This is a genomic window from Tropicimonas sp. TH_r6, from assembly GCF_033101155.1.
Classification (GTDB): domain Bacteria; phylum Pseudomonadota; class Alphaproteobacteria; order Rhodobacterales; family Rhodobacteraceae; genus Tropicimonas.
On sequence record NZ_JAWMPX010000042.1, the window covers coordinates 22,371 to 33,975 of the forward strand.

General features: G+C 58.0%; 12 protein-coding genes and 1 pseudogene. 6 read left to right on the forward strand and 7 right to left on the reverse strand.

The features are described 5' to 3' along the window. The first annotated feature begins 23 nt into the window (after positions 1 to 23). The 5 genes from R3X27_RS23755 to R3X27_RS23775 all read left to right on the forward strand — a co-directional run bounded on the left by R3X27_RS23755 (position 24) and on the right by R3X27_RS23775 (position 4,740). Positions 24 to 1,097 (forward strand): ABC transporter permease, encoded by a 1,074-nt coding sequence (locus R3X27_RS23755; RefSeq protein ID WP_317711395.1) that lies wholly within the window; start codon positions 24 to 26, stop codon positions 1,095 to 1,097. Positions 1,098 to 1,113: 16 nt separating this feature from the next. Further along, positions 1,114 to 1,893: an ATP-binding cassette domain-containing protein gene (locus R3X27_RS23760; RefSeq protein WP_317711396.1), complete on the forward strand. Its 780-nt coding sequence runs from the start codon at positions 1,114 to 1,116 to the stop codon at positions 1,891 to 1,893. Between the two features lie 13 nt (positions 1,894 to 1,906). Continuing rightward, the gene (locus tag R3X27_RS23765; RefSeq protein ID WP_317711397.1) at positions 1,907 to 2,116 is read left to right on the forward strand and encodes a hypothetical protein; all 210 of its coding nucleotides are present in this window, start codon (positions 1,907 to 1,909) and stop codon (positions 2,114 to 2,116) included. Between the two features lie 114 nt (positions 2,117 to 2,230). Continuing rightward, entirely contained in the window at positions 2,231 to 3,382 is a 1,152-nt protein-coding gene (locus R3X27_RS23770; RefSeq protein WP_317711398.1) for a phytanoyl-CoA dioxygenase family protein, read from the forward strand. Between the two features lie 326 nt (positions 3,383 to 3,708). Further along, positions 3,709 to 4,740: a LacI family DNA-binding transcriptional regulator gene (locus R3X27_RS23775; protein WP_317711399.1), complete on the forward strand. Its 1,032-nt coding sequence runs from the start codon at positions 3,709 to 3,711 to the stop codon at positions 4,738 to 4,740. Positions 4,741 to 5,279: 539 nt separating this feature from the next. Here the strand turns inward: R3X27_RS23775 and R3X27_RS23780 are convergent. Next, the gene (locus R3X27_RS23780; protein WP_317711400.1) at positions 5,280 to 6,320 is read right to left on the reverse strand and encodes a mechanosensitive ion channel family protein; all 1,041 of its coding nucleotides are present in this window, start codon (positions 6,318 to 6,320) and stop codon (positions 5,280 to 5,282) included. A 309-nt stretch (positions 6,321 to 6,629) separates the two neighbouring features. Here R3X27_RS23780 and R3X27_RS23785 point away from each other — a divergent pair, with 309 nt between their 5' ends. Next, a complete protein-coding gene (locus R3X27_RS23785; protein ID WP_317711406.1) occupies positions 6,630 to 6,770 on the forward strand; it encodes a hypothetical protein in 141 nt (46 codons plus the stop codon). Here the strand turns inward: R3X27_RS23785 and R3X27_RS23790 are convergent. The 6 genes and pseudogenes from R3X27_RS23790 to R3X27_RS23815 form a co-directional block, all read right to left on the reverse strand. Beyond that, a pseudogene (locus R3X27_RS23790) lies at positions 6,701 to 6,967 on the reverse strand (IS481 family transposase); the annotation flags it as partial. The gene R3X27_RS23785 and the pseudogene R3X27_RS23790 overlap by 70 nt on opposite strands. A 489-nt stretch (positions 6,968 to 7,456) precedes the next feature. Then, positions 7,457 to 7,783, reverse strand: a complete 327-nt coding sequence (locus tag R3X27_RS23795) for a sulfotransferase family 2 domain-containing protein (RefSeq protein ID WP_317711401.1) — start codon at positions 7,781 to 7,783, stop codon at positions 7,457 to 7,459. Between the two features lie 10 nt (positions 7,784 to 7,793). Next, positions 7,794 to 8,681 (reverse strand): ATP-grasp fold amidoligase family protein, encoded by an 888-nt coding sequence (locus tag R3X27_RS23800; RefSeq protein ID WP_317711402.1) that lies wholly within the window; start codon positions 8,679 to 8,681, stop codon positions 7,794 to 7,796. Between the two features lie 488 nt (positions 8,682 to 9,169). Then, a complete protein-coding gene (locus R3X27_RS23805; RefSeq protein ID WP_411572534.1) occupies positions 9,170 to 9,637 on the reverse strand; it encodes a transposase in 468 nt (155 codons plus the stop codon). Positions 9,638 to 10,084: 447 nt separating this feature from the next. Then, positions 10,085 to 11,185 (reverse strand): sn-glycerol-3-phosphate ABC transporter ATP-binding protein UgpC, encoded by a 1,101-nt coding sequence (locus tag R3X27_RS23810; protein WP_317711403.1) that lies wholly within the window; start codon positions 11,183 to 11,185, stop codon positions 10,085 to 10,087. 10 nt (positions 11,186 to 11,195) lie between these two features. Further along, the coding region (locus tag R3X27_RS23815; protein ID WP_317711404.1) for a carbohydrate ABC transporter permease at positions 11,196 to 11,605 on the reverse strand (410 nt) is incomplete at its 5' end.

Below are 11,605 nucleotides of genomic sequence, written 5' to 3' on the forward strand. Positions count from 1 at the left end.
CGTTGACACAGGGGGCGTAAGAAATGGCGGATACCAGCCATGGAACCGGCGGACTGACCTTTGACAAACAAAAAAGGTCCTGGCCCAATGAAATGAACATCCTCCTGGCGCTGATTATCATCGTCGCGCTCTTCGAGGTGGCCGGCCAGTTGCTGCCCTACATGAAAGGGCAGAGCTTCCTGTTTGATACCAGGGATCGTTTCGACTCGATTTTCAACGAAGCACGCTTGAAGATCATCATCCTGCAGGTGGCGATCATCGGCATCATTGCCCTCGGCGTCACACAGGTCATTATCACGGCTGGCATTGACCTCAGTTCCGGGCCTCTGGTCGCCGCGACCGCCATGATCGCGATGAGTTTTGCACAGACCGAACTTGTGAACGGCAACCCAAACCCAAAGGCAGTTTTCGGGCTTTGGGCCATGGACCTGCCGACAATCGTTCCCATCGCGGTCGGATTGACGTTCGGGGCCTTTATCGGCGCGATAAACGGCACGTTCATCGCCTATTTCCGGATTCCGCCCTTCATCGCCACGCTTGGCATGTTCCTGATCTGCCGCGGCATTGCTCTGTGGTGGTCCGGAGGCCGCCCGGTGTCATTCCCGACCGAAGGGTACAAGTTCATCGGCTCGGGCATGATGCCGGTGGTCTGGTTCCTGTCGCTGGCGGTTGTCTTTCAACTGATCCTCAAGTTCACGGTCTATGGAAAGCACACCTACGCCATCGGCTCGAACGAAGAAGCCGCCAGGATGTCGGGCATCAACGTCAAGCGCCACAAGGTTCTTGTCTACATGATCGCGTCGATGCTGGCGGCCTTTGCCGGGATCGTGCTGAGTTCCAAGGGATCGACGGCCCAGGCCGGTATGGGAGAATTCTACGAGCTGTTCGCAATCGCCATGGCCGTGATCGGTGGCATCAGCCTGAAGGGCGGACGCGGGTCGATTGTCGGCACGGTGCTGGGCGCAATGGTCATCGGCGTCATCAGGTCCGGCTTCACGTATATCAAGCTCGATGGATCCTATCAGCTGATGGCCATGGGGGGCATCATCATTGCCGCGGTCGTGCTCGACCAATATCGCCAACGCAGCCGAGCTTGAGACAGAGGGACAGGATATGAATCAGGACGTTGTTCTCAAAACCGTGGATCTGACCAAGCACTATGGTGGTGTTCACGCGCTCGAAGGGGCCGATTTCGAAATCCGAAAGGGCGAACATGTTGCCATCATGGGCGACAATGGCGCGGGCAAATCGACATTTGTCCGCCAGATCACCGGGGTCGAGCAACGCACCCGTGGCCAGGTCTGGCTGTATGGCGACGAGGTCCATTTTGCCGGGCCGCTCGATGCCCGCGAAGCCGGGATCGAGACCGTGTTCCAGACGCTGGCGCTGGCAGATGATCTTGACGTGCCGGACAACCTCTTCCTGGGGCGTGAAAAGACCTTTGCCGATTGGCTTGGTCCGTTCCGCATCCTTGACTACAAGGGCATGCGGCAGGCCACGATTGACGGCCTAAACAAGACTGCGGTGAAGATCCCCAACATCCGCAACACGATCCGAAACATGTCTGGCGGTCAGCGCCAATGCGTCGCGATTGCCCGCACCGCGACCTTCCATTCCCGTCTGACCATCATGGACGAACCGACCGCGGCCCTGGGCGTGCAGGAAACCGCGCAGGTGGAAAACATCATCAAGACCTTGAAGGACCAGGGGGAGCCGCTGATCCTTATCAGCCACAACATGCGTCAGGTGATGGAACTCGTCGACCGGATCGTGGTGTTCCGTCGCGGCCGCATCGTGGCGAATCTGAAAAAGGAGGAGACGGACGGTCAGGACATCGTGGCCTATATCACCGGCGCGAAAACCGGCGAGGAATACATGGAACACGCACTCTGACCGGGGACGTGGCATGTGCATCCGATCTGTATTCCTCGGCGCCGGGCATATCAGCAAGTCGCATATTGGGATGGTCGCGCGGGAACCCGGTATCGAGCAGGTGGCGATGGCCGCGCCTTTTTCCGAGACCGCGCGGGACCAATGCCGCTCCGACCTGCGGCAAGTCGATGAGATCGCCCAGGACTGGCGCCAGTCTCGAGATTCTGAACCAAGCGAGCGATGAGGGCCATATCGTGTCCCTGTTGTTGCGGAATGCGGTCGAGACCCGCCAACTTTTTAAACCGGGTTCAGACCGCTACTGGCCCGGCGCGGTGTCCGCACCAGAAAAGGATAGATCATGAGCAGCCATTTCACCTTCACGCCGTCCGACTGCAAGATCGAAGAATTCGAGGCGCTGATCTCCGAACCGCTTGATCCCGGCCGGCTGCAATTTGCCAGCAGCGTGGAATTCAACATTCCCATCTACACGGCGACGGAGACCGAGGCTGCCCTTGCCGCGCCCGACACGCGCCGAGCGCTGTTGGCAGAATGGGCGCAGGTTCTGGGTGATCTCTCGGGGGTCCTGGTCCTGAAAGGCGCGATCCCCGACCTCGACGCGGTCGATGCGGCCACAACAGCTTTCGAGGCGATCATCGGAGAAGAACGCGCGCTCAACACCGGTGGAGATCATTTTGGCGAACGCGGGGCCAATGAACGGGTGTGGAACTCCCTTCAGAAGCTCTGTCTGCGCGACCCGCACCTGTTTGCCCGCTACTTTGCCAGCCCGGCCGTCGCCGCGGTCAGCGAAGCCTGGTTGGGCCCATGGTGGCAAATGACCACGCAGGTCAACCTGGTGCGGCCCGGTGGCAAGCCGCAGACCTGCCATCGCGACTATCATCTCGGCTTCGTGACCCAGGATCAGGCCCAGGCATTTCCGGCACATGCGCATCGCCTTTCCCCGGCCCTGACCCTTCAGGGCGCCGTGGCCCATTGCGACATGCCGGTCGAAAGCGGACCGACGAAGCTTCTGCCGAACTCGCAACGCTACGGGCCGGGATATGTGGCGGCACTGCTGCCCGCGTTCCGCGATCTCTTTGAGCGGCGCCATGTGCAATTGCCGCTGCAGAAGGGCGACGGGCTGTTCTTCAACCCCGCACTATTCCATGCCGCGGGCGAAAACCGGTCCTCGAATATCCAACGAATGGCGAACCTGATGCAGATCGGTTCGGCCATGGGGCGCACGCTGGAGCGGATAGACCGACCCGGGATGGTGCGACGGCTCTTCCCCGCCCTGCGGGACCTGAACCTGACCGGTGCCGCGCGTGCGGCGGCGATCGGGGCCGCCGCTGAGGGCTACCCCTTCCCGACCAATCTCGACACCGATCCGCCCATCGGCGGGCTGGCCTCTGAAAGCCAGGCCGAACTCCTCGCGCGTGCGCTGGACACGGGGATGGGCGTGGATGACTTCAACGCAGCGCTGGAAGAAAACAGCGCGCGCCGCGTGCCCTAGATGGGAGAAGCGATAGCAGACCTGCAGCTCAGGCCCGACGGACCCCACGGCGAGTTTCAAGACATCGCGCCTGATCAAGCTGGTAGGGGAAAGTTCGGGTTCGCGCTCTATCCTCTTGGGGCCGGGGAAAGCGCGGCGAGGGCGTCTGGGGAACGCGAAAGACCGAAGTCTTCGCCCCTGCCGGCCGCGAGCCGAGCTGTCCGGCCCACCGTCAGAACGAGAATGATTTCTCCATCATCACCTGCCTGGAGGAAATCGACTGCCATCGCACAGCTCCGGATGACGCACTCGACTATCGACGAGTTCATAGCGAAGGTGGAATACCGATGCCGGTGACATTGAAGGATGTGGCGGAGCGAGCGGGTGTATCGCGTTCGGCCGTGTCGCGAACGTTCACACCGGGCGCCTCGGTATCGCAAAAAATGCGCGAGCGCGTCGAAGGCGCGGCCAAGGAACTGGGGTATCACCCCAACGCGCTTGCCTCGTCGCTGACCACCGGAAGCACGAAGATGATCGGTTTGGTGTCGAACAACTTTCACAATCCGATCTTCCTTGAAGTCTTCGACCTGTTCACCCGCGGCTTGCAAAACGTTGGCTTGCGCCCCCTGCTGCTGAACCTTTCGGACGAAGTCGACCCCAGAAACTCCATTCGCATGATGCGGCAATATTCCGTCGATGGGGTCGTTGTTGCATCCTCCACGCTGCCGCCGGGATTTGCCGTGGCGTTTCGGGACGCCGGCATCCCGGTGGTGCATGCGTTCGGCCGGTCGGTCGCCACGCCACAGGTTCATGTGGTGGGCATCGACAATGTCGAATGCGGACGCATGGCTGCACGCGAACTGATCTCGCGCAAGTATGACAATGTCGCTTTCCTTGGAGGGCCGGAATCGTCAACCTCGACGCAGGACCGCTATGCCGGCTTCGTGGAGGAACTGGCAAAACATCCCGACGTGAGCGTGAGCCACTCCTTCGCCGACGCCTATACCTTCGATGCCGGACGTTTCGAGATGTCGCGGTTCCTGGAGTCACGGCCCGCACAAGCCTATTTCTGTGGCGACGATGTTTTGTCGATTGGGGCGCTGGCGGCGATTCGGGAAAGTGGCCTGTCCTCCCCTGATGACATCGGGATCATCGGGCTGAACGATATGGAAATGGCGCGATGGGAAAACATCGCCTTGACCACGATTCACCAGCCGATCCGCCAGATCGTGGGCTCGTCGATCGAGATGATGCTTGCCATGCTGGATGAGCCTGACCGTCATCCCGAAGCCCGGATATTCCCCTGCACCGTGGTCGAGCGCTCCACTCTGCGGCCAGTGGTGGGCAACTCATCTCCCACCATGGGGACCTCACCCTAACAACTGTGTCTATCCATCGGGCGGTGTCAGACCAATCCGAACGCGTCCTCGCCAGTCGGGTTGCTTCTGCAAAGTCCTTCCGGCGGATTTTCCGCGCTGGCATCTGTAGCCAGGCTGGGTTCACACTTCGCCCGGTGGTCGACGTACCTGCCAGAACAGGAACCGTCCAAAGTTGGGACCAGAACAGGGTCGGCTCATCAATCTCCAACCCACCCTGGCCGGATGGGGTGAGTGGCAGTTATGCGCAGGTTGCGGTTGCTCGCGGTGATCGGTCGAAGGGCGGTTACGTCCGCGCACTGCTCCTTCAGGGTTTTGAAATGCTGTATGGTGCATGAAGGGCCGGTCTGGTGAAGCTGCGCCGCAGCACCAAAGCGACGGGTGAGCGGCAGGTCTGGGCCGAAAGCGACGACCGACACTGCCGCTCATCTCATCTCTCTTGAAGACAATACAGCGACGCGAACGGCCCCGAGCCGTAGTTCATTGGAAGTACGACGAATGTCGGCAATGCGTCTGCAATGGTTGCTCAGCAATCCTTCGAACTACGGAGAGTCATTCCCGATAGGGCGGTGCCGGACTTCGTTAATGTCGGCTGAGATCTGCAGACCTTCTTGACTCAATGCCCGGTGAATCTCGCCATCAAGCTGCTCCCGGCCAGCAAACATCGCGGGGTAGTTCGGGAAATGGACCCAAACCATGTAAGTATACGGGTTGGACGTGCCGTCCATGAGGCGCGCCACTGGCGCGGGGTCTTGCAGCACCGCATCGCAACGTGAAGCGGCCAGTTCGAGCAACGCCTTCACATTGTGGGGATCGGCGTCGCCAGAAACTCTTACCAGGTACCAGGGCGCGTACAGGTGTTCCGGTCCGTGCAGGTTCGTGAAGCTCTGTTGTGAAAGTTGGCCGTTCGGAACAACGTAGGTCGTGTTGTCCCATCCGCGAAGCCGCGTTGCCCGCCAGTTGATATCTGTGACCTCGCCCTCCATGCCATCGCTGAAACGGAGCCAGTCGCCGATCTTGAACGGCTTCTCGATACTGAGAGCAATGCCGGAAAAGAGGTCCCCCAATGTCTGTTGCATGGCGAAGGCGACCAGTGCGGCCATCGCGCCGGCAGACAGGTAGAGCTCGGTTGGTGCTCGTCCATTAGTGTTGAGATAGACTAGGACGCCAATGAACATGCATAGGCCAAAGAGTACGGTTCTGCCCAATTGCGAGAGCCTGGTGTCGCGTCCTTCAGACATCTTCCCAGGATCCTGAAACACCAGCCAGAGTTCGATCAGCCTTGCGACACCGGATGAGAGCGACAGGATGATCAGCAACCCGGTGACTTCGGTGACCCCGCCCTGCCATGCCGGAAGGTTCATTTGACCGAACAGAGCCCCCACGAGGCGACCCGAGCCATAGACGGCGGCAGGAAAAAGGAACAGGTCGACAAGCGCGCTGCTCCACGGGTGTCGCTTCAGGAAGGCCTGAACAGGTTCGGATAGCCTGACAAGTCTCCAAAGGACAAAGACGGCGAGAAACGAAACTGCCAGCAGCACACTTGTCTGTGCTGAGATATTCGAGGCAAGTTCCTCTTCCAATTCCCTGCCCTCTTAGTTCCGTTAACTTCTCATATCCGTCGCCACGTATGCTCTGACATCCGAGCGCTCCGAGCACGAACACTCGCAGCAACTTTTTCGATGTAGCCGTTTGCGGCAATTCGAAGGAAAGCAGGAGACGCATGCCCCGACAAGCCTTCATCTCGATTGGAGGGATCTCTCAGTCTCGGTATTCGATGCCGGTGCGGATCCACTGCTGGTGAGCGGAACGGGCTAACTGGATCCTGGCCCTCCAAGCTGGAAGTAACTGCCACCAGTCTGGCCGCATCAGGCTTGCTCTGGGCCGCCGTGATGGTCAGCGTACTAGCCGTGGCCTGCCACTTCATGCTGATCGCCGGTCCGATCATCCGCCTGATTGGCAACTCCGGTGCAGCGATCATCAGCCGGGTCATGGGAAGGGTCCGACGCAGGGCGACGGCCACGGCTTCCTGAGCGGGGGTCAATGTCGTCTGAAGCCGACGCGGCGTGTGGCTGCGATCCTCGACGCTGTCGCGGTGGCGCCACTTGTAGACCGTCTGTTCAGTCGTTCCGTATCGCGCTGGCAGAACGGGCGCGGGTTCGTCACTGGCCTGAATGGCTGCCCGAACCCTGGGCGTCGTCGTGGCTTGCTTGTGAAGATGGATCAGCATTCTCTCACCCCGTCCCGAATGCCCCTCAGAACCGACCTTGCCATGAACAGGGCGTATCTCCGAGGGTCTATGTGATCATCCGGGATGGAACAGAACAGCTGCCAATACACTCCACCCTCAGGGGGAATAGGTTAAGCTCTCCGGATGAACGGGATAGGAGAATTTCTCGAAAATCCAATCGCAGCGCTGTAGCACGAAGCTGGTGGTCGACTTGGTATAGAACGACGCGATGTCGTTTCCCATGCGCATCGTAGATGTCTTCTTTGTATGCGGCAGGACAAGGTAAGCTTCATCAAGCCTACAAGAAAGTGCGGCTGACTTGAGATCAGCCTGAAGACTTTCATATCTTATTGCGATATCTCCGCAATAATGACCATCTATGTGCAGTGTATCGTAGTCCGTACTCCAGTCTTGATGAACAACGTAGTCCCCAAAAGCTACCCGGGCTTCTTGCAAGGAATTATACTGTAAGCCGCGCTGCGACGACTTCTAAAAAAAGCTGCTTAACACCTTGTCGAATGGGTTTCGAATAGCATGAATTTTTGTGAAACTGTCCCAAACGTGCTCGCCGACCTTGGATTTCAATTCTGAAGCCGGCATGTGATTATACCAGTATCTATCCAACTCGTTCGCCTCACTCTTCGGAACCAGTCGTTGCCCAACAATACCCACATCGGAAACGATCGTGTGTAATTTTTCTTCGATCGGCGTTGAAGCGTCTTCCTGGCAAAAGGGCTGGAGCGCCATCTCGATTGAGGTGCTCGCGGTTTTGTTGGTCTTGATGTAGATAAACTTGAACGGAAACGAAATGAGCATGATCAGTCCTTTAATACCCTTGTCTTTTCAGTGGGTGTTGGTATGCTGGCATTCGGAAGTTCCAATGCTCTCCCAACAACATATCCCACTCACGACTGGACACTGGCCCCATAGCTCCCTGATGGAAGGGTGTGAACTCACCGAAATATATCCGCCCGTCTATACTGTACAGGTCCACGCGGATATAATCGAAACCACGAGAAACAAACGCCGAAATCTCAATCATTTTCTCCAGGCTTTCCGGCCGTGACGGCTGAACTCGGTGTCGCTTGGCTTTGCCAATGCGCAAGTCCAAAAGCCGAAAGTTTTGATCGTAGAGACTTTGTTGGTGATTGCCGAACCGGTCAGTATCGATTTGTATGTAAATCTGGGGCGGCTTACCGTCTTGGGAGAAACAGTGGAATTTGTAATCGTCAGGCGTCGCTCCGTCCGGTGTTCCCAAGAACTCTTCGAACAGAACGACATTGTCCGGGCAAGTGAAGCCTTGCGCATTAGTAAGGTTGGGCAGTCGATCATTGAATCGTTGACACAGCCTATCCAAGTCCACGGAAGCCAAATCCGTTATCACATGGTTCAAACCTGAACCAAAACTGGATTTCAGTACGAATGCCGCGGGAAGGTCTCCAAAGTCGCTTGGGGTTATCCTCTCCTTCACTTTGTAGATTTTTGCAATACTCAAGCCCCTTGGCATCCGTACTTTCAGGAATTCAGGAGCATTCAGTTTCGTCCCATACTGAGTGTAGAATGGATCCCGATCATTCAAGATCCTCGTGAGTAGTTTTTCGGAGAACAAGCGCGGGTTCGTTAAATCTGGTGTATAGCCATGCCTCTTCTCAAATCGAGCTATTTTTTCGGACCTGAAGTCTTCCAATTCAGTGTAGACCAGTGCTTCATGCAAGGGTTGGTTCGTCGTTGGACGTCGCAATAACAATCGACTCAACCTGGATCGGTACGCGGCTAGTTTTCCAAGCATGTCCAGTGCCCCGTGCTTTCTGTTCGCAAGGTGAGTGAATCCTGTAGAGTGTTCGGTGATGTGCGTTTTTCTCGTATAGTGGTCCAATCGCATGCCTTGTTCAAGCCGACATTCCCCAAGTGGAACGCCGATTGTTTCACATTTCAGCCACATTGCGCACTGATCAAGATTCATGGGACCGCCGTGCCGTAGTTCTGGCATCTGGAGCGCGAACTGAGCATGATTTATGGCCTCGGAGACCGGTTTGATCCGGTTTTGGGATAAACCGGCACCGCATTGGGCAGACCAGTCGATCCGGGTTCGTTCGGATTTTTTCGCCGACGTCATCATGATGAAACCGGTGGCGCACGCAGCCGTTGGATGGCCGCGAGGATACAACAGAACAGAGCACCGCTGACGGCCGCCTCGGCAAGTTAGAACGTGATAGAGCGGGCATGACGGACAACGCGTGCACCGATTTCGATCAGCCGGGTTTGCAGACTGGTCAATGACCAGCCGGCCATCTCCTCCGGCAAGTCTGTGCCCTGCAGGAATACGACGAGATTGTATGCCAGCGCATGAAGCTGAAGCCGCACCTCGTTTTGCGCCATGCCCTTGCACGACAGCCGCGTTCCGTTGATCGCCTGCTTGCCTTCCTTGATGTGCTGCTCGGCGGTGCCTCGTTGATTGTAGAAGCGGATGACCCAGTCCGGTTCCATCGCAGGTTGGTGACGACGAAGGCGACGCGGGGGAACAACTCGCCGGGATGCCACTCGACCTTGACGACGACACGTCGTGGTTTGGCCCATGATGCCGCCTAGTACTCTCAGTCCCTGTTGGCGCGCCGCACATGGTTCTGTGGTCGGCCCACCGGGTGTTTGAGCAGATACGCGACCATGCATCGTAAAACGCGATTGGCACTCAGTCGGATAGCATAGAAATAGCCGTCTGCTTCCAGCGTCTTGTAGAGGTCTGGAATGGCGAAGGCCGCATAGCAATGTCTTCTCAGCAAGGAACACCGGTCATCCGACAAAAACCGCCAGATGACAGCACTGAGCCCTTTCCAGACCAACGTTTGGTTTGCAGCATTCGACACCAAGGGAGGAAGCCGGCAATTCGCTGCGGTCGTAGGTATAGTGGGCGCGCGTTCAGAAAGCAGGCATCAAATGCGTGGCGGAATTACCCCGCAGGATGTAAAGTTCGGCCCGGAGTGCGTCCCACGAGTGTTCTTGCGTCAAAAACTTGATGCTTCATCCTGCTTCCCACCAAGCCAGCGGGATGACCAAAGCAGGACCGGCTGCGTGCCACTGGATGTGCAACTCGACGGCCAAATTGGCATGCGCTTGCTTTCAAACCCTGGCTAAACCCGCGACATGCCTTAGGGCCCTTCCTGACACCGGATCAAACGCGTGGAACTGATCACTTGGAAGGCGAACTGAAAGGGTCTCTCCCTGACTGGGGTGACCTGTGCCGCCGACACGTGCAAGTAGACGGGTGGCGCCAATGTCGAGGTTCAGGAGCGCGTCTGCCCCGAGAAGTTCGGCCAACTGGACCTTTGCTTCCAAGTCCGCAGGCGACCCTGCGCCCTGCTCGACAATTTCTACATGTTCAGGCCGGATACCGAGGCGAAGATGCTGCCTCGATCCCGTATCGAAGGGCAGATCAGCAAAACCGAGACCGCCGGCTTCTGCGGCCCAGCCTCCGGTGTCGGTTCGGTAGATGTCGATGAAGTTCATCGACGGGCTGCCGATGAACCCGGCGACAAACTCATCGGCCGGCGTGTCATAGACTTCGCGTGGAGAGCCAACCTGGGCCACGACACCACCGTTCATGATCATGATCCGGTCGGCCAGAGTCATCGCCTCGATCTGATCGTGAGTGACGTAGACAGAGGTCACGCCGAGGCGGTCGTGAAGCTCCTGCAATTCCATCCGCATCTTGACCCGAAGTTTTGCGTCGAGATTCGACAGGGGCTCGTCAAACAGGAACACTTTAGGCGTGCGCACGATGGCGCGTCCGATGGCGACGCGCTGACGTTGGCCGCCGGACAGGGCTGCGGGCTTGCGTTCCAGGTAATCTGTCAGGCCCAGCATGTCTGCCGTGTCACCAACTCGTTTCTGGATTTCGGATTTCGGCATTTTCTGCAATTTCAATGCCATGGCCATGTTGTCATAGACCGACTTGTGCGGATAGAGCGCATAGTTCTGGAACACCATCGCGACGCCACGGTCCTTGGGCTCGACATCGTTCATCGGGTTGCCACCGATGCTGAGCGTGCCGGTCGAAATGCTCTCCAACCCGGCAATCATGCGTAAGGTCGTGGACTTTCCGCAACCCGACGGACCCAACAGGACGAGGAATTCGCCGTCTTGGATGGTCAGGTCGAACTCTTCGACTGCCTTGAAGGCGCCGTAGGATTTGCCGATGCGGTCGAGTTGAACCACTGTCATGAAAGGGCCCTCACTTGCCGGCGCCGGCCGTCAGGCCGCCGACAATCTGTTTCTGAAAGATGGCTGTGATCACAAGTATCGGGATGATCGCGATCACGGTCGCGGTGGAGATCGTCTCCCACGGGAAGGCGTATTCGCCGGGATAAAGCGAGATCCCGACCGGTGCCGTGCGCATGGCATTCTGGGTCATCAGGACAAGGGCCAGCGGGAATTCGTTCCATGAAAAGATGAAGACGATCAAACCCGTGGCGACGAAACCCGGCCACGAGAGCGGGATCACAATGGTCAGGAAAATCCTCATGAGGCCCATGCCGTCCATCCGCGCGGCCTCCTCGATCTCGGGAGGCAGGGTCTGGAAATAGCTGGCCAGCATCCAGACCGTGAAGGGCAGAAACAGGCCGGCATGGGCGATGATCAGGC

Bases quoted from the DNA above. Each gene is read 5' to 3' on its own strand.
- R3X27_RS23810 (WP_317711403.1), bottom strand. From the start codon at position 11,185: ATGACAGTGGTTCAACTCGACCGCATCGGCAAATCCTACGGCGCCTTC.
- R3X27_RS23795 (WP_317711401.1), bottom strand. From the start codon at position 7,783: ATGCTCATTTCGTTTCCGTTCAAGTTTATCTACATCAAGACCAACAAA.
- R3X27_RS23785 (WP_317711406.1), top strand. From the start codon at position 6,630: ATGGTCAGCGTACTAGCCGTGGCCTGCCACTTCATGCTGATCGCCGGT.
- R3X27_RS23760 (WP_317711396.1), top strand. From the start codon at position 1,114: ATGAATCAGGACGTTGTTCTCAAAACCGTGGATCTGACCAAGCACTAT.
- R3X27_RS23775 (WP_317711399.1), top strand. From the start codon at position 3,709: ATGCCGGTGACATTGAAGGATGTGGCGGAGCGAGCGGGTGTATCGCGT.
- R3X27_RS23765 (WP_317711397.1), top strand. From the start codon at position 1,907: ATGTGCATCCGATCTGTATTCCTCGGCGCCGGGCATATCAGCAAGTCG.
- R3X27_RS23755 (WP_317711395.1), top strand. From the start codon at position 24: ATGGCGGATACCAGCCATGGAACCGGCGGACTGACCTTTGACAAACAA.
- R3X27_RS23770 (WP_317711398.1), top strand. From the start codon at position 2,231: ATGAGCAGCCATTTCACCTTCACGCCGTCCGACTGCAAGATCGAAGAA.
- R3X27_RS23805 (WP_411572534.1), bottom strand. From the start codon at position 9,637: ATGCATGGTCGCGTATCTGCTCAAACACCCGGTGGGCCGACCACAGAA.